At 61.4% G+C, this 24,849-nt stretch carries 23 protein-coding genes; 12 read left to right on the top strand and 11 right to left on the bottom strand.

Annotated features, from left to right (window positions below):
* Positions 1 to 217: 217 nt before the first annotated feature.
* The 3 genes from OH764_RS24250 to OH764_RS24240 form a co-directional block, all read right to left on the bottom strand.
* Positions 218 to 985: a hypothetical protein gene (locus OH764_RS24250; RefSeq protein ID WP_498851148.1), complete on the bottom strand. Its 768-nt coding sequence runs from the start codon at positions 983 to 985 to the stop codon at positions 218 to 220.
* Complete coding sequence (locus OH764_RS24245; RefSeq protein WP_498851147.1) at positions 979 to 1,182, bottom strand: hypothetical protein; 204 nt, start codon at positions 1,180 to 1,182, stop codon at positions 979 to 981. The genes OH764_RS24250 and OH764_RS24245 overlap by 7 nt, the downstream gene beginning before the upstream one ends.
* Positions 1,183 to 1,473: 291 nt before the next feature.
* Positions 1,474 to 2,016 carry a hypothetical protein gene (locus OH764_RS24240; RefSeq protein ID WP_498851146.1) on the bottom strand — a complete coding sequence of 181 codons (543 nt, stop codon included), beginning with the start codon at positions 2,014 to 2,016 and terminating at the stop codon, positions 1,474 to 1,476.
* Positions 2,017 to 2,186: 170 nt separating this feature from the next.
* On the opposite strand from OH764_RS24240, the gene OH764_RS24235 reads away from it, so the two are divergent.
* The gene (locus OH764_RS24235; RefSeq protein ID WP_498851145.1) at positions 2,187 to 2,588 is read left to right on the top strand and encodes a DUF2795 domain-containing protein; all 402 of its coding nucleotides are present in this window, start codon (positions 2,187 to 2,189) and stop codon (positions 2,586 to 2,588) included.
* A gap of 102 nt (positions 2,589 to 2,690) precedes the next feature.
* Here the strand turns inward: OH764_RS24235 and OH764_RS24230 are convergent, their stop codons facing one another.
* The 3 genes from OH764_RS24230 to OH764_RS24220 all read right to left on the bottom strand — a co-directional run bounded on the left by OH764_RS24230 (position 2,691) and on the right by OH764_RS24220 (position 5,963).
* Positions 2,691 to 3,368, bottom strand: coding sequence for a hypothetical protein (locus OH764_RS24230; protein WP_498851144.1), 678 nt, complete (start codon positions 3,366 to 3,368; stop codon positions 2,691 to 2,693).
* Positions 3,365 to 4,771 carry a selenium-binding protein SBP56-related protein gene (locus OH764_RS24225; protein WP_498851143.1) on the bottom strand — a complete coding sequence of 469 codons (1,407 nt, stop codon included), beginning with the start codon at positions 4,769 to 4,771 and terminating at the stop codon, positions 3,365 to 3,367. Before OH764_RS24225 ends, OH764_RS24230 begins: the two co-directional genes overlap by 4 nt.
* Before the next feature lie 190 nt (positions 4,772 to 4,961).
* On the bottom strand, positions 4,962 to 5,963 hold the full coding sequence (locus OH764_RS24220) for a sulfonate ABC transporter substrate-binding protein (RefSeq protein WP_498851142.1): 1,002 nt from the start codon (positions 5,961 to 5,963) through the stop codon (positions 4,962 to 4,964).
* A 334-nt stretch (positions 5,964 to 6,297) separates the two neighbouring features.
* Here OH764_RS24220 and OH764_RS24215 point away from each other — a divergent pair, with 334 nt between their 5' ends.
* Positions 6,298 to 7,080, top strand: a complete 783-nt coding sequence (locus OH764_RS24215) for a hypothetical protein (RefSeq protein WP_498851272.1) — start codon at positions 6,298 to 6,300, stop codon at positions 7,078 to 7,080.
* 44 nt (positions 7,081 to 7,124) lie between these two features.
* On the opposite strand, the gene OH764_RS24210 is transcribed toward OH764_RS24215, so the two are convergent.
* Complete coding sequence (locus OH764_RS24210) at positions 7,125 to 8,003, bottom strand: ATP-grasp domain-containing protein (RefSeq protein ID WP_498851141.1); 879 nt, start codon at positions 8,001 to 8,003, stop codon at positions 7,125 to 7,127.
* 610 nt (positions 8,004 to 8,613) lie between these two features.
* Here OH764_RS24210 and OH764_RS24205 point away from each other — a divergent pair.
* From OH764_RS24205 to OH764_RS24170, 8 genes are all read left to right on the top strand, one after another.
* Positions 8,614 to 9,425 (top strand): IS5 family transposase gene (locus OH764_RS24205; protein WP_498846769.1). Its coding sequence is split into 2 segments (ribosomal slippage): positions 8,614 to 8,953 and positions 8,953 to 9,425, totalling 813 coding nucleotides; the frame shifts between segments, so codons are not numbered across the junction.
* Between the two features lie 346 nt (positions 9,426 to 9,771).
* Positions 9,772 to 10,344: a YbhB/YbcL family Raf kinase inhibitor-like protein gene (locus OH764_RS24200; RefSeq protein ID WP_498851140.1), complete on the top strand. Its 573-nt coding sequence runs from the start codon at positions 9,772 to 9,774 to the stop codon at positions 10,342 to 10,344.
* 162 nt (positions 10,345 to 10,506) lie between these two features.
* Entirely contained in the window at positions 10,507 to 11,505 is a 999-nt protein-coding gene (locus OH764_RS24195) for a bestrophin family protein (protein ID WP_498851139.1), read from the top strand.
* Positions 11,506 to 11,648: 143 nt separating this feature from the next.
* Positions 11,649 to 12,128, top strand: coding sequence for a carboxymuconolactone decarboxylase family protein (locus tag OH764_RS24190; protein ID WP_498851138.1), 480 nt, complete (start codon positions 11,649 to 11,651; stop codon positions 12,126 to 12,128).
* A 67-nt stretch (positions 12,129 to 12,195) separates the two neighbouring features.
* A complete protein-coding gene (locus tag OH764_RS24185) occupies positions 12,196 to 12,567 on the top strand; it encodes a cupin domain-containing protein (protein WP_498851271.1) in 372 nt (123 codons plus the stop codon).
* Positions 12,568 to 12,782: 215 nt separating this feature from the next.
* Positions 12,783 to 13,232 (top strand): DUF2231 domain-containing protein, encoded by a 450-nt coding sequence (locus tag OH764_RS24180; RefSeq protein ID WP_498851137.1) that lies wholly within the window; start codon positions 12,783 to 12,785, stop codon positions 13,230 to 13,232.
* Positions 13,225 to 14,544: a PQQ-dependent sugar dehydrogenase gene (locus tag OH764_RS24175; RefSeq protein WP_498851136.1), complete on the top strand. Its 1,320-nt coding sequence runs from the start codon at positions 13,225 to 13,227 to the stop codon at positions 14,542 to 14,544. Before OH764_RS24180 ends, OH764_RS24175 begins: the two co-directional genes overlap by 8 nt.
* 133 nt (positions 14,545 to 14,677) lie before the next feature.
* Positions 14,678 to 16,012 (top strand): Gfo/Idh/MocA family protein, encoded by a 1,335-nt coding sequence (locus OH764_RS24170; RefSeq protein WP_498851135.1) that lies wholly within the window; start codon positions 14,678 to 14,680, stop codon positions 16,010 to 16,012.
* Positions 16,013 to 16,072: 60 nt separating this feature from the next.
* On the opposite strand, the gene OH764_RS24165 is transcribed toward OH764_RS24170, so the two are convergent.
* From OH764_RS24165 to OH764_RS24155, 3 genes are read right to left on the bottom strand one after another with little or no spacing between them, the layout of a single operon-like run.
* Complete coding sequence (locus OH764_RS24165) at positions 16,073 to 16,879, bottom strand: MipA/OmpV family protein (protein WP_498851134.1); 807 nt, start codon at positions 16,877 to 16,879, stop codon at positions 16,073 to 16,075.
* Entirely contained in the window at positions 16,876 to 17,763 is an 888-nt protein-coding gene (locus tag OH764_RS24160) for an alpha/beta hydrolase (protein WP_498851133.1), read from the bottom strand. The genes OH764_RS24165 and OH764_RS24160 overlap by 4 nt, the downstream gene beginning before the upstream one ends.
* Positions 17,760 to 18,566, bottom strand: coding sequence for a DUF4118 domain-containing protein (locus OH764_RS24155; protein WP_498851132.1), 807 nt, complete (start codon positions 18,564 to 18,566; stop codon positions 17,760 to 17,762). The genes OH764_RS24160 and OH764_RS24155 overlap by 4 nt, the downstream gene beginning before the upstream one ends.
* Positions 18,567 to 18,607: 41 nt before the next feature.
* Between OH764_RS24155 and OH764_RS24150 the strand changes: the two genes are divergently transcribed.
* Positions 18,608 to 18,922, top strand: a complete 315-nt coding sequence (locus OH764_RS24150; RefSeq protein WP_498851131.1) for a hypothetical protein — start codon at positions 18,608 to 18,610, stop codon at positions 18,920 to 18,922.
* 94 nt (positions 18,923 to 19,016) lie between these two features.
* Here OH764_RS24150 and OH764_RS24145 read toward each other — a convergent pair whose 3' ends face one another.
* Positions 19,017 to 19,706 (bottom strand): phosphatase PAP2 family protein, encoded by a 690-nt coding sequence (locus tag OH764_RS24145; protein ID WP_498851270.1) that lies wholly within the window; start codon positions 19,704 to 19,706, stop codon positions 19,017 to 19,019.
* Positions 19,707 to 20,637: 931 nt separating this feature from the next.
* Here OH764_RS24145 and OH764_RS24140 point away from each other — a divergent pair.
* Positions 20,638 to 24,822: a YadA-like family protein gene (locus OH764_RS24140; RefSeq protein WP_498851130.1), complete on the top strand. Its 4,185-nt coding sequence runs from the start codon at positions 20,638 to 20,640 to the stop codon at positions 24,820 to 24,822.
* Positions 24,823 to 24,849: the final 27 nt, after the last annotated feature.

Here is a 24,849-nt window from a genome sequence, read left to right as displayed (position 1 = left end):
TCTCATGACCTCGGCACACTAAAATTCTGACAGGCTCCCAAACCGGCCCGGACCCTCGCGCCCGACATCAACAGAAACAACGTGCCCACTCCGCACCCGCGGCACGACTCACCTTAAAATCTTCCACGGAGTCCCCGCATCCAGTCCACAGTACCGACACACCCCGCACCACCATCATAACTGCCTCCCGGGCAAACCCCGCCAACCCCTCGCAACCTCACAGCGTCCCAGCCTGATAGCACGACTGCGTGCCGCTCGTCTGATCGATAAGCCGATAGCCACTCGTAGCCGTCACACTCGCTTGCCTGGAGGCAAGCGTCAGCCAGCCTTTCCTAGTCTGCGGCAACGGCTTGATCACATAGGCGGCGAGGTGCGGATCGGTTGTGGCCGCATCGGCCCCGACAATGCGTCGCACATGCGACAGGCGCTCCGCATGCCAGCCGAGAAACGGACGATATGCGGGACCGGCGTAATGGCTGTCGATGATCATCCACGGATTGTGTCCGGGCTGTCCCAGATTCGCGGCGGTGTCGGTCGGGCCCAACAGCGCCAGGAAGTCGCCTCCAAGCCGCGAATCCGGCTGGCCGATGCGGCTCAGATCGTACATCGCGCGGTCGGCACCGGCCTGTAGATCGCTGAAGCGCTTACCCGTCCACGTGATGACGCGCGCGAGCTTGTAGTCGGCGGCGAACGTGCCGCTGCCTACCGTGTCCTTTTGCGTCACATAGAGCAGATCGCCGGACAGCAGGTATTGCTCCATCGTCGTGAGATTGCCGCGGTTGATGTCGAGCAGTACGCCCGTCAGCGGATCCACACCCGAAGACGGCGTGCTGCACGCCTGCACGCCGATCGCTCCAGACAACTGATTGGTCGCGAGTCCCGCGAAGTTGTAGACCCACGACGTGAAGTTGGAGCAGTCCGCGCCGTTCCACATCAGCGCCGAACTGATGGCGGGGCGGCGTTTGCTCCGTGGAGGTCTTAACACTCTGCGACCCGTCCGCCCCGCTGCGCGGTGCAGGTCATTTTCGGCGAATGCGGATCGGCCGAGCCGCCGCTGGTGCCGCCTGCCGACGAACCGCGATAGTCGATGCTTGCGGTGTTCTCCGGCGGCGTCCAGCCCGGAACGTGATGGTGGCAGTAGTTGGGGTCCTGATCGACCCAGTAGTTTTCGATTGCCATCACGAGTTTGACCTGAACGTGTCGATATCGTGCAGGCCGGCCGAGCCGAGATCGCGCCATAAATCGCCGCGTGGGATCCCCACGTGCTCATGGTCGGATAGGTCGACCAGTTCGTGCTCGTCATGCCTGGCACGAGCGACGCCTGCAGGCTGTTCTTGCGTCCCTGGAAAAACCACAGGTTTTCATTGAGCAACGCCGACCGGTCGCCGCACGCGCTCGCCGACGCGCCAGCGGTCTGGTCGTCTGAAGCCCGCGTGGCCCCAAGCATCAGGAGCGCGGTGACGCCCGAGTGGTTCAGCGGGTTCGTCGCAAAGTTGGCGGCGCCGTTGGGACGTAGCAGGCGTCGTCCGCGAGCGTGTCGCCATTCGCGGATTGCACGACGATGCTCTGCACGCTCGCAGCCACGGTCAGGTCGTTATCGACACGGCTTTGCGATTCGGCGCCGAGCGCGAACGCCATGCGGTTGCCATCGGCGACCGTGCTGCTAGTGCTGGCCGCAGTGCCAGTCGCCATGAAGGCGGGCGGCGTCTGTTGCGGATCGACGCCGCCGAGGAACGCGGGGACTCGCGTGGCCGCGGCCGCGACATTCGACGCCGTGAGCCCGTCCGCCGTCTGCGCATCGACAACCACCGCGCTCGAATACGGCGTGATCACCTTCGTCGAAGGCTCCGCGAGATACACCGCGGACAGCACGGATTGTCCGACCGGTGCGCGCACCCCCGACGTTTCCTCGGTATAGCTGCCGCCGGTCGATTGCACGAGCAGCGGCCAGTGCGAGGTGCGCGGCAACACGAAGTGGCCGTCGGCATCGGTAACGACGGTGGCGAGCGGTGTCACTGCCGCATGCCCGTTTGCATCGACGGCATGGCGGAAACCGTCGCGCCCTAGACTGTCCCGGGATAGACACTGCCGCTGATCGAAGGCTGTGGACTGGCAGTACCGGCGCAGCCGGCAAGGGCAACTGGCAGCAGCGGGAGCAGGGTGAGGAGGGCAATAAAAAGCGGCCCATGCGCGAGAAAGACATCGTCGTCTCTCAGCTTCTCGTGAATCTGTGTTGGAACGCGTCATCAATTGCAACGGCCCGCTTACAAAGCAACTTGACGCAGAGTTCCGGGCGCGGCACACGTTATGCGATTCATCGGATGAAGCTTTTCTCAACCTGCAAGGAGATGAAAATGGCTCAGCACCCGGCTCGTTCGCAGAACCACCGCCATCCGGACCAACCGCGAATGGAAGAAATTACGCGCGCGCTGGAAGGTGCCGCGTTTCCCTCTACGCGTGACAAACTGGTCGATTATGCAGAGCGCAAGGGCGCCGACGGCGAGGTCCTAGCCGTGCTTAGGAGAATGGGCGACCGCAAGTTCGACAGCGTCTCGGCTGTCGTTCGCGAGGCATCGAACGTGGAGTAGCGCTGCTGGCATGTCTTTAGAGATCGCGGCGGCTCGTGCAGGCCTTGCGCGCAATGACGTGAACAGCCTGACAAGATATTGCGAGGTAGAAGCCAGCGGCCATCAAGACCCGCGAAAATCGCCAGAATTCAGCACCAGCGCAAGCGTGCCGACGAGGACGAAACTCAACGCCCATACGGCGTCAAGGTTGAACCAGCTGCGCGACACGAACTTGAGCCCGAGATAGCGATACACGAGCCACGCGATCAGTCCGCCCGCGAGCACCATGGCCGCGGCATGCACGCCGGATACCAGTAGCGCCATGCCGAGCCGCGCTTCTATCAATGTCTGCGCCGCCTGATGCGCTCGGTCGGCATCGTCGGCTCGGCAAAGGCCCAGGTAGATCGGCACGAGCATCAGCCCGGCGCCGTGCGCAATCGCGATGGCGAACGACCACAACGCGAGCCGCGATGGCGCGATCCGGGCGAGCACACGCGAATGCCGGCGCCACAGCAGCAGGACAACGCCGAAACCGATCACGAGCACGCTCGCGCCAGTCTGGATCTGGCGCTGCCATGCAAACACGACGGCGAGCATCGCAAACGGCATCACCATCAGAAAGATCGCCAGCACGTGTCCGGCCGCGAGATAGAAAAGAGCGGTGAAGAGCGCACGCGAGCGCCTTTGCATCAGGGCGTTCGACACCGCAAGCGGCCATCCCATTGCCGGATTGACGCCGTGATAGCAACCGCTTGCGACGACCGCGAGCCAGAGGCCGGTCTGCGACCAGCCGCCGCTCAAATGCCCACCGACGGGTAGCAGAACGAATCCGTCGAGCAGTCCCCCCCTTCGAGGCGAATCTGGTGCGCGCGGTAGCCATCGGGAAACTTCACCCAGAAGTCGTCGGCGAGCGTCAGGCCGCCGCCAGGATCGGCGTGCGCCATGACTTGCGCCGCGGGCACGCCGTTCGGATAGAACTGGTTGTCCCACGTCGAGTAGAGCGAGTTGGTCCAGTACACGCGCTTTCCGTCGCGGCTGATTTCGACCATCTGCGGGCCGCCTGCAAACGCCTCGCCGTTCGGATGCGGCGTGCGCCGCACGATCCCGCCGAGGTGAACCGAACCGGCGAGCTTCGGCTTGCGCGGCTCGGTCACGTCGTACTGCCGCATTTCGCCGGTGCCCCAGCAGGCGACGTAAAGAAATTTGTCGTCGATGGAGAGATCGATGTCTGTGACGAGCGGCGGCACCGCGCCGAAACCCTGCAGCAACGGCGGCAGCGACGCCGCGTCGGCCGGCTCGGGCGCAATGGTCGCCGTCTTCTCGATGTGGAACTGGCCGCCTTCGCGCCACCATGTCCAGATCGAGCCTTCCAGGTTCGTCGTGTCGACCACCACGCCGATAAAGCCATATTCGCGGCTCGGATCGTGAGCGGGACGCACTTCCAGCGCCATTTGGTGATTCGCGCCGAGGTCTATGGTCTGGACATTGCGCCGGGCGCGCAGATCCCAGAAGTGGACTGCGTGTCCGTATTTGTTCGACAGAAGATCCTCGGGCACGATGCCGTTCTCGAACTGCGGCGGCAACGCCCATTCGCTCGACACCATGTAGTCTCGCGGCAGGTTCCACCAGAAATCGTAATGTTTCTCCTGCGGTCCGCGATCGATTTCCCAGCGGCCGAGCACGTCGAACGTTTCACAGTCCATGATGAAGATGCCCGGCGGCCCGTCGGTGCCATCCGGCCCCGCGCCGCCCAGCGTACTGACGTAAATGCCCTCGGGGCCGCAATGAACCGTGTGCGGACGCGAGTAGCCTGTCTTGCGAAAAATTTCCTCGGGCTCGATGATTTTGTGAATCCGCGCCTGCGTCGGATGCGGCTTCGTATCGACGATGTAAATACGCGAAGAGCGCATACCCGGAATAATCAGAAAGCGCCGCTCGAGGAACGCGTGGCCGGTCAGCGGCGACAGCGCCGACGAACACGCATTCCAGCCGAAATGATGGAATTCGTCACCCTTGTTCGGCACCGGCACTGTGTGGACCACCTGGCTGTAGGTCGGCGAGCCGGGCTTGACGTCGATAACGGCGAGCGCGTCGGGCTGCGAAAAATCGGGGCTGAGCAGGAGCGTGTACGCGTATTCTTCCGCGGGCGCTTCCATTGCAAGTTTTGGCGACGCGTGGAACGTGGGATCCGGGCGCATACCCATGAAGGCTCTCCTCTGTCTGATCGCGCGCCGGCTTGCCGCCGAGCGCGCTCCGGCTTTAGATGTAGTTCACGGCGGCGCCGAGAGCAACCGGAACTTTCATGGAGCTTGCCGGCGCCGATCTCGCCAGCGTCGTGCGTCGCAGCGCCTTAAGCGCTTCGTCGGCCGCCATCGGGCGTCCGCGCTGGCGTCTTTACGCGAGGTTCGGCGGGCCGGCCCGCAGCACGTCGACGTGTTTGGGGATCAATCCAAGGTCAAGAAACGCATCCGCGATCTGCTGCTGCTCGGCGAGAATGGCGCGAGTGATCCGCTCAGTGCCGAACTGCTGACGCGCCACGACGGCATCCACGACCGGTTTCGGCAAGCCCCATAGCTGCGCCAGTTCGCTCGACATCTGCTCCTTGTTGAGGCTGCCCCATTGATCGACTTTCTCGATCTCTTCGATCACGATCCGTATCACGTCGGGGTTCTTCGCTGCATAACTCTGCGACGAGAAGTAGTAGCCGCGATTGCCCACGACGCCGCTGGCATCGGCAAGTACCCGCGCACCGAGCGACTTCTGCGCGGCGGCAAAGAACGGGTCCCAGATCACCCATGCGTCGATTGAGGCGCGCTCGAACGCAGCGCGTGCGTCGGCGGGAGCGAGAAAGGCGACGTTCACGTCGGCATACTGCAAGCCATGCTGACGCAACAGCTTGACGAGAAAATAGTGAACATTGCTGCCGCGATTAAGCGCAATTTTCTTTCCCTTCAGATCCGCTACTGAACGGATTGACGAACCCGGTGGCACCAGCACGGCTTCGGATTGCGGTCGCGGAACCGTCGCTGCCACGTAAGCGAGCGGCGCGCCGGCCGCCTGCGCAAAGATCGGCGGTGCTTCGCCGACATCGCCGAAGTCAATCGAGCCTACATTTAGCGCCTCAAGTTGCACGGGGCCCGCGGCGAACTCGGTCCAGCTCACGGATACATCCAGCGGCGCCAGCCGTTTTTCGAGGGTGCCGCGTCCCTTCAGCAGATTCAGGTAACCCTTCTGGTTGCCAATCCGCAACGCGCGCGGCCCGCGCGCTGGTGCCCCTGGCGCCGGCGCTTGCGCAAGAGCGAGCGGTGCGGCCACGGCGGCTGCCGCGGCTACGGCAGCGCCGGTGGAAAGCTTGAGAAATGCGCGGCGATCGGGTCGTGTCGTTGTCGTGGCCATGGCGGTCGGGAAGGTTAGGGATGCATCTGGCGAGCCATCCTACCTGCGGGCGCGAAGTTGACGAACCGATCTTTCGCCGTAAGCAAATGACGACAGATGGAATAGACGGGAGCTTCGGATTGCGCGGGGGCGCGGTTCCCGGTTGCGCTGAAATCAGACGACCATTGAACCGCGGTATGGCCTACCGCACATAACGCTGCAATTGGCCCATGACAAACTGTAAGGCAGAAGCTGGCGATTCCCAGGACGAAACCACCATCCACTCTGCGACCACACTGCATGAGGAGCTATGGAAAGTGCCTCCAATCAAGCTTTGGACTCCGTATTGAAGCACGTGACCGACGAAAGGCTCGACGCATTGAGCGAGGAGATGGACACAGTCGGCATAAGCGCACTTCGGGACGTCCTTTCGCCGGCTGAGATTGCAATAGCGGGCAGCTACGTTGAGCGCGAACTGGACAAGCATGAACGCCAGCACTTTATTTACGCCGGGCGCCCATGGCTCGATGCGTCACCGCTCGCGACGTTTGGGCAATCGCCGCATCTGCGGCGCATACTCGCGGGGCTGTACCGGCGAGGCACCGGGCGAGCCGCACCCGACATCGACATCGTCGCCGCGCTTCGCGTGCTATCGGGCGACTTAGGACTCAAGGCATCGAACCTGTTTCACTACGACACCTATGTCGTCACCGCACTGTTGCCGCTGATCATTCCGAACGCTCCCAACGAACCGCGCGGCGATCTCGTGATGTATCCAAACCTGCGCCGGGTGCGGTCTTCATCGGTGATCAATCTGGCCGAAAAAGCACTAGTGCAAAACTCACTGACGCGCTCGGTACTCGCGCGAGAAACGGTGCAGCGTGCGCTCGGCGCACGCGTCTTGCCGCTGGAACCGGGCAATCTGTATTTCTTCTGGGGAATGCGATCGCTCCATGCGAACCAGGCTTGCCTGCCGCACAGCGTGAGATCCACGGTCCTGTTTCATTTTGCCAACCCGCACTCGGGAGGCGCAGTGGACAGACTGCGCGAGTGGGCTCATCACAGGAATTCCGCACCGTCCGAGCGTGCGAGGCTTCCGCTCACCCAGGCTCGGAACACTTTCGAAGATCAGCAATGAACCTGGATCGATCGTGCGACCGTTTCTATCGGAGTAAGGAAACGTTACGTTAGAAGCCGGCCCCACTCGAAATCGACCCGATCGGGCCTCATAGGGACCACGCCAGCGCCAGGCGTGAACGTGAGTTCGCCGAAGTACACTGCATTGCCCGGCGCATACAAGTCGACGCGAACATAGTTGAAGTCTTCGGCCAGTACAGCGGCCATGTCCAGTATGGAATCCAGATTCTCCGGAGGCGGTGGCGGCGTCGTGCTACGGGCGTACGGGCCAATGCCCACGTCGAGATGATTCCAGTGAACATCGAATACGTCGCCACGCGTGTTATTGCCGAACCGGTCGGAGATGACGACGATATACATCATCGGTCGTCCGGACTTTCCGCCGAAGCAGTGAACCTTGTAGTCAGCGGGAATCTGCCGATGCTCGTCGAGAAGAAGTTGTTCGAAGAAAATTCGTGGCCGAATCTGCCGATAGTGACGCTCCCTTGCAATCTGATAGAAGTCCGTGGACATCCAGCGATTGGCCATAGTCCGCAACCCGTCGAAAGTGACTTTCGACTTGTCCTGCACGATCTCCACAAAGCTACTGCCATGATTCGCCTTCATCACAAAGGCGTTGGGTAGCGCATCGAAGACCGACTGCGTGAAAACGTCGGGCGACGCAATCAGCGGGACCAGATGTTGTTCGCCCACTTTCGCCTTGACATAGTCTCTCACGGTCAACTTATCGGTCAGTGCGGCATATCGCGGGTCTGGCCGCAAGCTGCGCTGCAGGATTTTTTCGTTGAATGTCGTGGGACGAAACAATCTCGGGAAGCGCCCGATGTGCTTCCGATGCAGAAGGCTGAGGAATAGCGCATCGGGAAGCAACTGTTTTGCGTTGTCCTTCACCAACTGAAGGATCGCACTGGACGGCTGCCACATGGTCTGTCTCCGAATAGAGGGCACGCAGTTATGAACCATCGCGACAGGTCGGGCGGTGGACGCGACCGGTCGCACGCGCGCACCGACCGTTTCGTTGGGCCCGGCCGCGCGCGAGATGTCCATTGCTTCGCCAGGTTCCTGACGGTCAGCAATGGATTAGGTGTCCTGGCATCTAATTGTCATACTCAGACGCCCGCCCGCGTGCTCGTGCAGTAGCCAAAGCAGCGGGGTGGTTCAGCATAGCCCGGAGAAGGCCGCTCGAAAGCTAGTGGCGCAAATCGTAGAGATATCGGCTAATTTGGGTGTATGGTTCGCGGAAGGAGGTCGGCGAGTTGGCTTCATTGTTCTCCAGCCGAGCGGCGAGAGAGATGAGGTTAACCTGCGCAGATGCCGCAATTCCGCCGTCGTCAACAATTTGTCATATCCGTTTACGGATACCGCGTTTCAGCCGCCATGGCAGGTGGACTGTGCTCAATATATCCGCCGCGCGGCCTGAAGTCCGTTGCACCCTTAGACATTCCTTAGAAGCTGTTGCGAAATTAAGTTCTGGGCCTGTTAACTTTTCTGACTTGGTGTTAACTTCCTGTCTTGTTTTGTCCAACAGGAAGCGATGCCTAAAGAACTCATCGACGACGAATTGTGGTTGCTCATCGAACCGCTTTTACCTGCTCGGGCACCGCGCAATCGCCAGTATGCGGGCCGCAAGCCGACTCCCGACCGTGCCGCGCTGACGGGCATTGTGTTCGTACTGCGCTCCGGCATTGCGTGGAATCTGCTACCGCAGGAGATGGGATGCGGTTCGGGCACCGCCTGCTGGCGGCGGCTCGTGGCATGGCAAGAAGCAGGAGTCTGGCAACGCATCCACGAAACGCTGCTGGCCGAACTGCGTCGCCGTGGCGAAATCGACTTGTCACGAGCGCTTGTAGACAGCTCGTCGATTCGCGCGATGCTGGCGGGAAAAAAACCGGCCCGAATCCCACGGACCGGCGCAAGCTCGGCAGCAAACACCACCTCATCGTCGACGCGAAAGGCATCCCGCTCGCGGTCATTCTGAGCGGGGCGAACCGCCACGACGTCACCCAGCTTGATGCACTCGTCGATGCCATTCCACACATTAGAGGCAAGCGGGGACGCCCGTTGCATAAACCGCAAATCGTTCAGGGCGACCGGGGCTACAGCTCGGAACCACATCGACAGCGTTTGAGAGAGCGCGGCATCACGCCGGTGCTCGCAAAGATTGGCTCGCCCCATGGCAGTGGTCTGGGCAAAACGCGTTGGCCAGTCGAGCGCTCGATTGCATGGCTTCACTCGTTTCGACGCCTGAAGATTCGCTACGAACGTTATGCCCATGTCCATGAAGCCTTTCTGTCCCTGGCTTGCGCCTTGATTTGCTGGACGCGACTCAGGCCAATGTTTAACTAATTTCGCAACAGCTTCTTAGTCTGAACATTGTTGTCTGACGAACAACACGGTGATCGCCGCGAGAGCTCTACTGACAACCAAATCTCGAACCTACAATTCGTCTCGACTAAGGCGCTCCGTGCAACGAGTTAAACCTCGAATTGAGCAGCCCGATATGCATGGCTCCATTACGACGAATCGCGATTCAGATTGATTAGTAGTCCAGTGGAGTACGTCCACTGCTCGCATGGGTCAGGCTGAGAGATAAATGTACAACGGCGTGTACAACAGCGATCCGCTGCAACCATCGGCTGATCGAAAGCGCTGACCAATCCCTTCACTTGTCTTGTTGATAACGGAGATGCTCATGAAATTGCGTGCCGCATTGCGAACCACCGTCTGTTCCGCATCCTTGTTGGCGATCGTGCCGGCCCCCGCGTTTGCCGAGCCGTTTTCAGTGAAGGTCGATGGCCTGAATCGTGGACAATTCGCGAACGAACAGGTGTACGGCGGATTCGGCTGCCGCGGTGAGAACGTCTCTCCCCACATCTCGTGGTCGCATGTTCCGGCGGGAACGAAAAGCATCGTCGTCACTATCCACGACCCTGATGCGCCCACCGGCGGCCTCGGCTGGACGCATTGGGAAGTGGCTAACATTGCGCCGTTGCAGACGTCGATCGAAAAGGGCGCGTCCGGAAATGCAAACCTGCTGCCGGCGGGTGCTGTTGAAACACTGACCGACTTCGGCGACTCGAAATACGGTGGACCGTGTCCGCCTCAAGGCGAATCGCATCGATATGTCGTCACGGTTTCCGCGCTCTCTGTGCCGGGCATCGATGTGAAAGCCGCGTCGAGTCCGGCGCTCGTCGCATACCAGATGCATGGAAAGGTCATTGGGCAGGCGCGCTTTGTCGCGCGATATCACCGTCCGGTGGAGTGACTGTGTCCTTCAGCGGAAGGTTGCCATGCGGTCTTCCGCCATGCGCATTCAGCCATCGAACCAGAAATTCTTGTGTCGGTGTCACACGGCGCAAGATCAAACGTCTTGTGAGAGTGCGGTCATTCGACCAGACCTTATTTAATCGAACGTCTCACACACGACATGCACCTTGGTAAATCGTATCGTCTCACCGAGTTCCTCATCTGGACACGAAGGCAGATCTACGCACTCGTCATATGTGGTTCGGTGCCCGTCATTCTCTACAAGTACGCGTCGATGACGTGGCTCTCGGTGCCGTTCACTATCGTCGTACTGCTCGGCACGGCGACGTCGTTTATCGTGGGCTTCAAAAACGTGCAGACGTACAACCGTGCAATGGAAGCACAGGACGTCTGGACCGAGATCGTCGGCGCGAGCCGCAAGTGGGGACAACTGTCGTGCGCATTTCCGTCTGAACGGAATACCAGTAGCGAGCTGATCTGCCGGCATCTTGCGTGGCTAACCGCATTGCGATACGAACTGCGTAGCCCCCGAATCTGGGAAAGCATGACCCGGCGCTTCAATCTCGAGTATCGGCGTCACTATCATGTTCCCGAATGGGAAACAGCGATCGAAGACGTTCTGGTGAACTATCTTTCCAGCACTGAGAGTGCGCGCGCGCTCGACTCACCGTCGGCGACAACGGCTATATTGAGCATGCAAAGCGATTGCCTTAAGTCGCTGCACCTCGCCGGGCATCTGAACCTGTCGTTCTATCTCGAACTTCAGCGGGCGACTGGCGATTTCATCGCGCTTCAGGCGAAAGCCGAGCGCTTGAAAAACTTCCCTTACCCTCGCCAATATGCGACGATCAGCGCGTTGTTCGTGCGGTTTTTCTGTTTTCTGTTTCCGTTCGGCCTGCTGCAGGAATTCGACAAACTCAATAGCGGCGCAAGCGGACTCATGCACGGCAACATGATCTGGCTCGTCGTGCCATGCAGCGTCATGGTTTCGTGGATGTACACGTCGCTCGCGCAGGTGGGCGAAAGCACGGAGAACCCCTTCGAAGGAAGCGCGAACGACGTCCCCATTTCCACGCTGTGCGCCGCGATGGAGCGCGATCTGCGCTGGATGCTCGGGGAGCCCTTCGAACATGCGGCGCCCGAGGTCATCGCGCTTTAGATTGGTGTCTCACAGACAACACAGTGAGGCGCTTCGCATGGCTTCCGACCGTTGGCCCCCAGGACTACGATGGTTGCGTACGGCATATCGCCGGCGCCGGTGCGTGGCTCGTGTGCACCGGTTTCATCCTCGCTGGAGCAACCATGACTCAACGCATCAACTACATGCAGCAATCGCCGGAACTGTTCAAGAAATTCGTGGCGTTCGGCCTCGCGGTGAAAGAGACTGGCATTGAAACGTCGATCTGCGAATTGGTGTCGCTGCGTGCATCGCAAATGAACGGCTGCGGCTTTTGCGTCGACATGCACGTGAAGGAGGCAAAGATTCACGGCGAGCGCGAACTGCGTTTGCATCATGTCGCCATCTGGCGCGAGTCGACGCTGTTTTCTCCGCGTGAACGCGCGGCGCTCGCATGGACGGAGGTCCTGACGAAGTTGCCGGAAGGCGGCGTGCCCGATGACATTTTCGAACGCGTTCGCACTCAGTTCACGGACCAGGAACTGTCGAACCTGACATTTCACGTGATGGCGATCAATGGCTGGAACCGCGTTAACGTGGCGTTCAGGACTGTGCCAGGATCAGCAGACGCGGCATTCGGACTCGGCAAGGCGAACCTGTCCTGAGCGACGAGTCCAGTCGCGCATCGTCAGCAACACGGAGGACATCATGCCTGAATTCAGAAAGCTTGCGATGATCGCCGCGGCGTGTTTCGCGCAAGCGGCTCACGCCGCGCCCGACGCTGTTGTCACGCCCTTGATGGAGAAGCCACTAGCGGATTATCCGGGCAAGGAAGCGCTGATGATCACCGTTGTGTACCCGCCGGGCGCCGCCGATCCGGTGCATGTGCATCGCGCGCACGGTTTTATCTACGTGCTCGAAGGCACCATCGTGATGGGCGTGAAGGGCGGCAAGGAAGTCACGCTGACACCCGGCCAGACGTTCTATGAAGGTCCGAACGACGTGCATACGGTGGGCCGCAATGCCAGCGCCACACAACCAGCGAAGTTTCTCGTGCTGCTATTGAAGGACCAGAACGCGCCGGTGCTCGTGCCCGTAAAGTGACGTATCGATAGTACTCGCGGCGCGCTCAGCAAGGAGCCGCCGCGGGCCGCAATGACATGGCGTTGCAATTCAACGCGCATCAGTTGATGCGTATCCGTGCTTTCCACTTGACGCTTGCGGACGTCTCGGGCAATCAGACCGACAGCTAAACGAAGGGTCCGGGCATGTCTAATGCAACCGCACCCACACCGGTTCTGATACAGAAATGGAAAGCCATGTCCACCTCGCCCTCCGTTACGAGACGTCCGTCGACGATCGCTCCTGCCATCTTCGAACTGTTCAATCCCATACCGTACGGACTGTTCGTCGGCACCTTGATCTTCGACGTCATCTACATGGCGACGCGTAACGTGTTCTGGGGCAAGGGCGCCGCCTGGCTCGTGACAGTGGGCCTCATCATCGCGATCGTTCCGCGCCTTCTCAATCTGGGTCACGTGTGGGTGCAGCGACGTCGCCGGGTATCGCGCATCGAAAGGGTGGACTTCTGGCTCAATCTGCTTGCGATCGTCGCGGCGGTCATCAATGCATTCGTGCATAGCCGTGACGCCTATGCGATGGTTCCGGAAAACGTGATCCTGTCCGTTATCACTGTCGTGCTGCTGAGTATCGCTCACGTTGCGATGGCAATAGACAGACTCCATCGCGTGGAGGCGATTCATGACTAAGATCGCCACGACCAGCGCGATCATCGTCGCCATGTCGGCGCTGATGAGTGGGTGCAACGAACACGCGCAGTACGATGCGTCGCATCAGGCTGGAGCCAATCCGCCGATGCCGGAGGCGCGCAACTTCTTCGCGCCGCCGATGCAGGTCCCCAAGTACGTGGGTTGGCAGAACGGCGCCACGCCGAAGGTCGCTGACGGCCTGAAGATCGAGAAGATCGCCTCGGGGCTCGAGCACCCTCGTCAGGTCTATACGCTGCCCAATGGTGACATTCTCGTGGCGGAATCCAATAGCCCGAACGAAGAGGCTGTGACCACGCCGAAGCAGGTTATCGCGGGACTTATCGAAAGCAAGTCGGGGAAGAAGGCGAAAGGCGCAAATCGCATCACGCTGCTGAGAAAGCCTGCGAATGGCAGCGGCGAATGGGAGCGGCACGTATTTATCGACAATCTGCACTCGCCATTCGGCATGCAACTGGTTGGCGACACGCTCTACGTTGCCGATACCGATGCGATCCTGAAGTTTCCGTATAAAGCGGGCGCAACCAGCATCAGTGAGCGCGGCGTGCAGCTTGCCGATCTTCCCAATACGGTCAACCACCACTGGACGAAATCGTTGCTGGCCAGTCGCGATGGCAAGAAGCTTTACGTAGGCGTCGGCTCTAACAGCAACGTCGGAGAGAACGGCCTGGAAGTCGAGTACCGGCGCGCCGACGTACTGGAAGTCGATACGGCTACGGGTGCAAGCCGCATTTACGCAGCGGGCATTCGCAATCCGACGGGGCTACAGTGGGAACCGAAGACGGGGCAACTATGGGCCATCGCGAACGAGCGTGACGAGATCGGCGCAGACCTGGTGCCGGACTATCTGACGTCGGTAAAGGAGAATGCCTTTTACGGCTGGCCGTATAGCTACTACGGCCAGCACGTCGATCCTCGCGCTCAACCGCAGCGCCCCGACCTCGTTGCCAAGGCGATTGCGCCGGACTTCGCAATAGGCTCCCATGTCGCGCCGCTGGGACTGACGTTCTATACCGGCAACAACTTGCCGGCGCAGTATCGCGGAGGCGCTTTCGTCGGCGAGCACGGCAGTTGGGACCGCTCGCCATTGAGCGGTTACGTGGTGTCGTACGTGGCGTTTGAGAACGGCAAGCCGGTGGGTGCGCCCAAGGATGTGGTGACAGGTTTTACATCTGCCGACCAGAAGCAGTTGTATGGCGCGCCCGTGGGCGTCGCTGAGGATCGGGACGGTGGTCTCCTGATCGCCGACGACGTCGGCAACGCCATCTGGCGTGTGACCGGTACAGGCGGCTGATGCATATGTAACGTGGCGTGCCTTCATACGGCCGAGGCGCTCGTCATGCTCGAACACGGCGAAGTGCGCTGCGACGACAGGCATCAGCATATCGTCTCAAGGCACGAGACCCATCATTCGTACCGGAGTTTCAATGCCCACTCGCAACCGCATTTCGCATTCCGACCAGCCGACGACCGACGTACCAACGGAGGCGACTGCGCCTGCAGAAACCGCGCGACGCCTCTTTCTCAGGCGAGGCGGCGCGAGCCTCGCAGCGGCACTCACGGTTGGCTCGGCCAGCAGCGTGTTGGCCGCGGGTCCAAACGGTGCCGACACGAACCAGGTGAAACTGCCGCTCATTCAGGACCCGGACACAGAGCAAAAGGAAGAAACGCCAGACGCGAACTTGCCGCCTGATGAGCGTGTGGGATATGCCATCGTCGGACTCGGCCGGCTGTCGCTGGACCAGATTCTGCCCGCGCTTGCGCAGTGCAAGTACTCGAAGGTCGCCGCACTGGTTTCCGGCGACAGGACCAAGGCACTTCGCGTCGCACGTCAGTACGGCGTGCGGGAAGCGGACATTTACGACTATCAGAATTTCGAGCGTCTCGCCGACAACCCGCGCGTACAGGTCGTGTATATCGTCCTGCCAAACGGCATGCATAAGGAGTTCACGCTGCGCTCCGCGAATATCGGCAAACATGTTTTATGCGAAAAGCCGATGGCAAACAGCGCGGCGGACTGCGAGGCAATGGTCGGGGCGATGAAACGCGCCAACCGCAAACTCATGATCGCGTATCGCAGCCAGTACGAGCCGATGGACCGCATGATCGTGAAAATGGTGAAGGAAAAGCAGTTGGGGCCATTGCGTGAGTTCGTCGCCGGAAATTCGCAAAACGTCGGCGATCCGGGGCAATGGCGGTTGAAGAAATCACTGGCGGGCGGCGGCGCCATGCCCGACATTGGACTGTACTGTCTCAACGCTGCGCGCTTTCTGTCCGGCGAGGAACCGCTGGAGGTATTTGCGTCGGTGCACCGGCCGGAAAACGATCCACGCTTCGTCGAAGTGGAGGAATCGGTGCACTTCATCCTGCGCTCTCCGAGCGGATTCACGGCAACGTGCATGTCGAGCTACGCGAGTCACGAGTCGCGCTTCTTCCGGCTACAAGGCTCGAAAGGCTGGGTCGAAATGGATCCCGCATTTGGTTACAACGGCCTGCGGCTGCGCCACGGCATGCTGGTGGAGGGCAAGTCCGCGACAACGGAGTTGCAGATCGATCCGCAGAACCAGTTTGCGCGGGAGATCGATCACATGTCCGTGTGCGTCAAGGACGACATCCAGCCGCACACGCCAGGCGAGGAGGGCTTACAAGATCAGCGCATTATCGACGCGATCTACGAATCCGCCCGCACCGGGCGCGCGGTCAAACTTGCGCAACCGTCCGCGCCGACGCGTGGCCCCGAGCCGCAGCAGGAGACGTTCTGACGCGCGTGCGACCAGAACGGGTTTTCCGGCACGCACACCGATATTGAACTCCCGCACACCCTAGAAGCGGTAGTTGAGAGACGCCAGCGTATTCAGTTCGCTGCGGCGCTCGGTGATCGGGCTTGCTGCCGCGTAGTGCTGCAGCCGCCCGACAGTGACCGCGACCGAGCCTACCCAGTGCTTCGAGAAGTCGTAGCTGAAGTAGCCGTTCAGATGAATGTCCCGAACGCCAGAACCGGTTTTATAGACCGGCAGTCCTGATGCCGCGCTCTGCTGGCTGGACACGCCGAAGAACGTCCGCGTGTAGATCGCATCGGCCCACGTGAAGCCCGGGCCAATAGAGAAAAGACCGCTTCCAACGGGCACCGACGCAAGCAGGTCCACCGGAACGGTTTTGCCCTGGCCGTGCCCTGCAATGTCCTGATACAGGGCGACGGAGCCCGTGAACATCCATACCGTATAGTCGGCGAACAGTTTGAGTTTCGGGCCGCCATGCACGTTGCCCAGGCCGTGCAGGTGCGGATCGTCCTTCTCGTTGCGTGACTGGAAATCGAAACTCAGCGCCGCGCCGACGTGATAGTTCGTACTGCGCAGCGCATTGACGCCCAGCACGTCCGGCCCTTGCGAGAAGACCCGGTCATCGTAGGAAATATCGAGCGAAGGGAATGGGAACACCGTGGTATGCCGCGAGCCGGGCGACTCCGGCGTCACGACGACGCCCGGTCCGATCGCCACTTTCCACTTGCTGTCACCGGGGACCGCTGTTGCGTCGGCCGCGCGCGCGGTCGGAGCGGGCAGGAAACCCGCCAGCGATATGGCGAGCGCCGCGGCGCCCACGGTTCGATGCGTGAACGTCCGCGCCTTCATGCGTCGTCCTTGCCGATGGCAGCAAGCTGCCGCAAGCGGCGCGCGAGCGCTTTGGAGACAACGGGGCTACGCGGTTCGCCAGATCCCGAAGCCGCTTCGCTCTCGCGCAGAAACGACGCCGTTTCGCGCGCAACGATCTCGCGTTCGTTGTCCGATGTGATCATGTGGTACGAATCGTCGAGGTAGATGGTGCGCAGAAAGCTCGAACCAAGCGCCAATGCCGCGGATTGGGCGGTACGCGGGCTCGACGTTTCGTCGTCGATCGCGTGGATGACGAGGCAGTCGTTGCGGATACCACGAATCTGCGAGCGGACGAGCGATGCAAGGCGGCTTGCTTCGTGCAATGCGGGCAGTGCAATCGTCGACGGACCGACTTCGCTGAAATTCGAGCGCTGCATCGAGCGAGCGATCTTTGCACGCAGCGCTTCGTTACGCAGGCCGTACGGTTCCGACTCACGATACTGCCAGCGCGAACGCAAGGGCGTGTAGTAAGCCCAGCCAAGAAGAAAGCGGTACCAGGGAATGGCCCAACCGTTGTAGGCGAGTGTAAGCGACAGCAGCACGACCGCCTGCGCTTGCGGGCGTCGATGGGCGAGTGCGAGCGCGAGCGCCGCGCCCATCGACAATCCACAGATAGACACGCGGTCGAATCGCGCGGCGAGTGCATCGAATTCGCTGGTTGCGGCGTCGAGCCAGTGTTCCATTGTCTCGCCGCCCGTGCCGGCGCTATAGCCGTTGAGCACCGGGGCGCACACCGTGAAGCCCTCGTCGCGCAGGAACCGCCCGAGGTAGCGCATTTCGAGCGGCGAGCTTGACAGGCCGTGCAGCAATAGCACGGCGTGTCCGCCGCCTTCGAGAAAGATGGACTGCGTTAATGATTTCATGTGTCGGTCGCCACGCGCAGCACGAGGAAATCGCCTGCGTGAGTCGTAAATTGTTCGCAGATGCAGTCGACGACGCGCGCAGTGCCTCCGGCAAGGTTCGAACCGGCGGCGAATCGCACACGATGAGAACCGGCCGAGAGCCCATTCGAGAGCCGTCGGATATCGTCCGGATCGACTTCGGAGAGGCGAGGCCCCGGCGCCAGATCGGCAGGCAATCCGTCGAAAGCGTGCGATGCGACGGCCAGCGCGGACGCCGTGCCGGCGCCGTTGCGCCGCAGCGGCTCACGTTCGAGTGCCTGAATCAGAATGAACGTCTTGTGATGGTGTGATAGATGCCGGAGGAGCCGGTGCGTTTCGTCAATGGCACGGCGAGCGATCGCGCGCTCGTTGTCATGGCGAAGCAGCATTTCGTAGCGCGATTGCGCGACCGCCGCGATCAGTTCGGCGCGGAACTGCACACGCCGCAGTTTTTCGAGCAACGTGATCAGCACGAGCGTGACGACTGGATACGACACGAGCAATAGCAGATCTGCCCTGTCGAAGACTGCGATGGTCACGTAGGGCGGCACGAACAGATAGTCGGCGAGGCCCAGTCCCGCCAGCATCACGGTCAGCGCAGGAGCAAGGCCGAAATGGTATTCAACGAGCACCGCCGCAATGCAGAACGCGGTGCCAGGCATGACGGGCCCAAGCAACGGATGAAGCAGCATGCGTACTGCGCTCGCGATGGCCAGCGCGGCAGCAGCGGCGAGCCACCGCCGTTTCCCTTGAGGTGCCCAGCAACGGGCGTTACGGACTTTCATATGCTATTCGGGGCCGCGTCGGCTGCGCTATTGAAGTAACGGTGTTTCTGTTCAGCGGGCTGTGTCTCGCCAAAGCCTGCAGCATTAGCAGTGCAGGGGATTCGGGTTTTCCGCTGGATTGGTTCGAAGTGTTTCAGACGCTGCTCCCGGTTTCGATCCGTTGGAGCGCATTTGCTAACGGCATCAAGCTTGTCATCCAGAAAATGGAGTTTGTTTCCTGGGCGAAGTCCAAACTGGCGCTTTTGAGTGCGCTTACTCATGTACGGTCCGGAATTCCGGCAAAGCTGCGTCTTTGTCAGCCGCTGCGGCTATTCCGGCGCCCTAATGGGTTTACGGCCTCGGGCGCGAAAAGTTGAGCTGTGGATAATGTCCGGATGACGTGCAGAAGCTCGCTCTGGCTTTTCGGAGGGTTAACCCAGGCGACGATCTGGATAACCTGACCGGTTCGAGCTACTTCAGAAGCAAACGGCCGAGAATCAGTAATTCTTCGAATTGAGTGACCAGCTCGAAACATAAAGCGAATAGGAGCGTATAACCTGGCCCGGGACATTTTCGTAGCCATCGCAGGATCGGAACTGCAAAACGGGTTCGAACTGCGTCTCGCGTCATTGTCCACGTGGTGGCCGCTCCAAACGTCGCGCCCGCCAGTATGTCGGTTGGATAGTGCCAGCCGAGATAGACGCGCGGCAGGCATATGAAGATCGCCGTGTGCAGTAGCGCGAGTACGCCGACGGCGCGCCAGACAAGAAAGATGCCGGTGGCGACCGACACCCACAGCATCGCGTGATCACTCGGAAACGAACTCCAGGTCGGCAAAACGGCAGCACCCAGATCGTCCGATGGAAATTGCAGGTGCAGCTCCGGGTTATAAACCGGCCGCACTCGGAACGGTAAGAGATGAGCGACGATTCTGAACGTTGCGAGCGCAAGCAGCGCGCTCACGATCGTCGCGACGACCATTTCCCGTTCCCATTCGGTTCGCTGACCGGGCTTGAACCAGATCCACCATAACACCGCCACGAGCGCCAAACCTTTGAACGTGTAGAGAGCCGCAAGGACTCTGATCGGGTGGTTCAGTATGGGCAGATCTGCAGCAACGCCGGTCAGGAAAGTCTGGATTGCGGTATCGAAGACATTCATCGGCAACCCTCGTAGCCTGTTTGTTATAACCAGAGTTCTTTTTTCGCCGGTGGCCATGCCGTCCTGGCGGAAGGGAAGACGTAGCCCCCCGCAGTTACGTCCACGATTTATAGGCCTTGTTCTCAATCCGGTATGTGGGAAGAACCACCTAAGTTTTCGCCCTTGACTTGGCGAGGCACGATTGTATTCGGCGTGGCGGGGCGCTTTACGTGGCAAATGCCCAATATTCGCTGGGACTTTCGGAGCATTGGCTGGGAATTTGCCAATCGTCTTCACATCAATGTCATCCACTATCTGCACTGCGTTTAAAACTCGAATTCGACGCAATTGTTAAATCTTGCAAGACGCCGGAATAGCCACGTCTTTCTGTAGACAAATGAAAAATCGTATGAGAAAGTTGCGCGGAATTTTGCAACTTTCTTTTCATTACATTGAAATTTGCACTGCTGCGGCTGTAGTGTAACGCGTCAGGAAAAAGTCCCAACAGGCTATTGAGGGGCAATACGAATGAGTGTGGAAAGCGAAAAACAATCAGGCATGCGTCCGGCCGAAGGAGACACTCTTCAAGGCCGCTCAATGCAACTAATGCCTGCCTTTGCTCTCCTTATGCTGCAATCATTCGGACCTTCGTAAAATCAACGTCTGACAGGGCCGCCGGCCGACTGCATAGCCGCTCAGCAGCTTTCTAGTCGAGGCTTGCCCATTACCCAGTAACTTGAATTCCTGCGCGACGAGGACGGATTCGCTCGCCCTGGAAAACTAGTTATCCAGGAACACCTGAAGGGAAAAGGGCTAGTCGCGCCTGTTTAGAAGAAGCACGGCCGCAGTTGCTCGTCCATTCAACATAAATAGTCATCCTAAACGTACTGGCTGTAAACAAACACGCTTGTGCTTTTAAATTCGAATTTTGAATCCTTACAGGAAAATAACCATGAATAAGGCATATCGGACAGTCTGGAACGCGTCACTAGGGTCTTTTGTGGCCGCCTCGGAACGGGGCAGAACGCGCGGCAAAGGGAATTCGGGAACCGGTGCCCCGGTATTCGATGGACGAGACGGCGACCGTCGCAGCACGTTGATGCACGGGGCGAGTCTACGGATCTTGCCAGCCCTCGTGCTGGCGGCCCTCGGCGCATGGGGCACGCAGGCGCAGGCGCAGGTCAATTGCTCGTCGTCACCTTATAACTTCTTCAGCGGTAGCAATTCGTGCGCGGGCTATTTGTCCACGGCCAGTGGTGGCGGTGCGACTGCGCTGGGTTACGCCGCTAACGCTACGGGAATCAATGCCACGGCTGTCGGCTATCAGGCGATCGCCAATGCGACGAATGCCATTTATCTGGGGGCGCGCAATGCTCCGGGCACCGGCGCAACCGCTGAATCGGCGATTGGGATCGGTACCGATGTTGCCGCTACCGGATCTGCCGCCATTGGTATTGGCGTCGACGCAGTCTCCAGCGGCAACCTGTCGACAGCCGTCGGCCCGTCGGCGAAGGCGAACGGAGACAACGGCGTTGCACTGGGTGCGAGTTCCAGCGCAGCCGCTTCCGGCGCGGTGGCATTGGGCAGCGGAGCCATCGGTTCGCAAACCAATGGCGTGGCCGTTGGTTCGGGAGCCAATGCGACCGGTGTCAATGCGATCTACATGGGCTCACGCACCGCCGCGGGCACCGGTTCGTCCGGACAATCGTCGATTGCGATCGGCACTGACGTCACCGCTACCGGCGACTATGCTGCCGCCTTCGGCTTCCAGTCGGTGGGGAGCGGAGCCGCAGCTGTTGCAATGGGCTATATCGCCAACAGCTCGGGCACGCATGCCGTGGCCGTCGGCTTTCAGTCAATCGCGAGCGGTCTTAATTCCGTGTATCTGGGAGCGCGTACCGTCGCGGGCACGGGCGCAACGGCGGCGGGAGCGATTGGCATCGGCACGGATGTAAGAGCTTCGGGTCCCTCTTCGCTGGCTGCGGGCACGGTGGCCGCCGCCACTGCCCAGAATGCCGTGGCCTTGGGTGCCGGAGCCGCCGCGTCGGGACTCAACTCGCTCAGCATGATGAATGGCTCCAGCGCCAGTGGCGCCAATTCGATAGCGTTGGGCGGGGCGGATTCCGTCGCCGAAGGCGGCTCCTCTGCACCGGCAGCAGTCGCGGGCGCCGCGGCGTCGGGCATTCGTGCGGTTGCGATCGGCTCAGGCGCGAGTTCGGGCGGGTCCTCGTCGATTGCTATAGGCGATTCGGCTTCGACGGGCACGAATGCAAATGCCATTGCGATGGGCACGGCTGCGACGGCCTCAGGCAGCAGCGCCGTCGCGTTGGGCAACCAGACCGTCGCGAGCAACACGAACGCGACCGCGGTTGGCTCTTCGTCGCAAGCCCTCGCGGCGTCGACAGTTGCGATCGGCGACAGCAACAAGGTTGCCGCAGCGGCCGGCGCCGGTTCCATCGCGGGCGGCCACAATTCTCAGGTGCTGACCGGGACGGGCGCTGTGGCGCTCGGTCAGGCGCAGACGGTCAGCGGCAACGGGGCCGTCGCAATCGGCGACCCGAATAGCGCGACCGGCAATGGCGCGATTGCGGTTGGCGCGGATAACACGGCGACCGGCAACGGAGCGATCGCCCAAGGCAACGGCAACATCGCAAATGGTCAAGGTGCGGTCGCGCTGGGCAATGCGAGCAACGCGAGCGGCGCGAGTGCCCTCGCATTCGGCGATGCAGCAGTCGCGAACCAGGCGGGCGCGATTGCACTCGGCGCCGGCGCGTCGGCCGGCAACGCGAACAGCGTGGCGCTCGGCTCGGGCTCCCAAACCGGCACCGCAACGCCGACCGCGAGCACGACCATCAACGGTACGGTCTACAACTTCGCCGGCACCGCGCCGACCAGCGTGGTGAGCGTTGGCGCGGCAGGCACGGAGCGCCAGATCCAGAACGTGGCGGCGGGCCGTCTGAGCGCGACGAGCACGGACGCCGTGAACGGCTCGCAGTTGTACCAGAGCAATCAGGCGATCGACGCTCTCGCAGCGACCGTCGCAACTGACAAGACTCACTACTTCAGCGTCAACGACGGCGGCACGCAAGGCGGCAATTACAACAACGACGGTGCCACGGGCGTCAACGCGTTGGCGGCAGGCGTGGGAACCGTCGCTGCCGGCGCGGGCAGCACCGCTATGGGTCAGGGCGCGACGGCGAACAATGCAAACGACGTGGCGCTCGGCAGCGGCTCGACGACCGACGTGGCCGTGGCGACCACGGGCGACACCATCAACGGCACTGCGTATGCGTATGCCGGCACTTCGCCCACCAGCACGGTGAGTGTCGGCAGCCTCGGTCACGAGCGCACCGTGACGAACGTGGCCGCGGGCCGTGTCAACGCGAACAGTACCGATGCAGTGAACGGCTCGCAGCTTTACGCCACCGATCAGGCGGTAGATAACCTCGCCAATGTCGTGACGGCGAATGCGAAGCACTACTACAGCGTCAACGACGGCGGCGCGCAAGGCGGCAACTACAACAACGACGGCGCCACAGGCCTCAATGCGCTGGCGGCAGGCGTCGCGGCGACGGCGAGCGGCGCGAGCAGCTTCGCGGGCGGCAACGGCGCTTCGGCACTAGCCAATAACGCCGTTGCGCTAGGTTCGCTGTCGAGTGCGTCGGTGGCGGGTGCCGTGGCGATCGGTGCCGGTTCGGTGTCCGACCGGGCGGTGCTCTCGGGCGTCGGCTCGATCGCCAACGGCTCGCATGCGATTCCGTTCGACACCAGCGATCAGACGTTGCTCGGCGCGGTGTCCTTCGGCAGCGCAAGCGGCAACACGTATCGGCAGTTGACGAACGTCGCCGACGGTACGCAGCAGCACGACGCCGTCACCATCCGCCAGTTGGCAGGCGCACTGTCGTCGTTTGCGGTGACTGGCCAGATGTACTTCCATGCGAATTCGACGGCGGCGGACTCGCTCGCGGTCGGCGCGGAGTCGATCGCCGTGGGACCGACCACGGTCGTCAACGGCGACAGCGGAGTTGGCATGGGCAATGGCGCGATCGTCGACGCAACCGCGCCCGGCGGCGTCGCGATCGGCCAGGCCGCGAATTCGGCGCAGGCGGACGCGATTGCGGTGGGCAGCGGCTCTGTCGCGAGCGGCGCGCAGTCTATCGCTCAAGGCGCGAATGCGAGTGCTGCTAACGCCGGATCGATTGCAATCGGTTCAGGCGCGCACAGCAGTGCAATCGACGCGCTTGCACTCGGGGCCGGCGCGGGCGCGACGTTTGCCAACAGTGTGGCGCTCGGAGCCGGATCGGTGACGACGGTCGGCGCGTTGAGTAACTACATCGCTTACGGGCTGAGCAGTCCGCAATCGTCGGCGGGCGAGGTCAACGTCGGCAACCGGCAGATTACCGGTCTCGCTGCGGGCAAAGCCGGCACGGACGCCGTGAACGTATCGCAGCTCGATGCGGTGACCAACCGGTTGACGACACTGATCAACCAGCAGACCACCAACAACGGCGGCAGCTTCTCGTCGTCGCCCGGCACGCCCACGCCCCCGACGCCTTCGGGATCGAACTCGTCGGCAGGCGGGCAGGGCGCCGTGGCTTCGGGCAACAACAGTTCGGCGGTGGGTAACGGCTCGACGGCGTCGGGCAGTGGTTCCACAGCCGTAGGAGCCGGCGCGACGTCCACAGGCAGCGGCTCGACGGCGCTCGGCGCGAACAGTAACGACGGCGGACGTGCGAATGTGGTCGCGGTCGGTTCCAGCGAGTCCACCCGGCAGGTGATCAACGTGGCGGCCGGCACCGCACCGACCGACGCGGTGAACGTTCAACAGCTGAACGCGGCGTTGTCTCAGGCAAACGCATACACGGACGCCCGCGTGAACGAACTGCAGAACGGCATCAATTCGACGGCGCGCAACGCGTACTCCGGCATCGCGGCAGCGACTGCGTTGACGATGATTCCCGAAGTGGACAAGGACAAGACCCTGTCGCTCGGTATCGGCACGGCGGGCTTCCGCGGTTATCAGGCGGTCGCGATCGGCGGTACTGCGCGCCTCGCGGAGAATCTGAAAATGAAGGCCGGCGTGGGCATGAGCCCAGGCGGCACGACCGTTGGCGTCGGCGCCGCAATGCAATGGTAAGTCGTGAGGACGGGGACCGCAGCCGCG

The sequence above is a fragment of the Burkholderia sp. M6-3 genome, assembly GCF_050858985.1.
Classification (GTDB): Bacteria; Pseudomonadota; Gammaproteobacteria; order Burkholderiales; family Burkholderiaceae; genus Paraburkholderia; species Paraburkholderia caledonica.
Note: the sequence above shows the minus strand (reverse complement) of the source record. Positions and strands in the feature narration are given on the sequence as shown.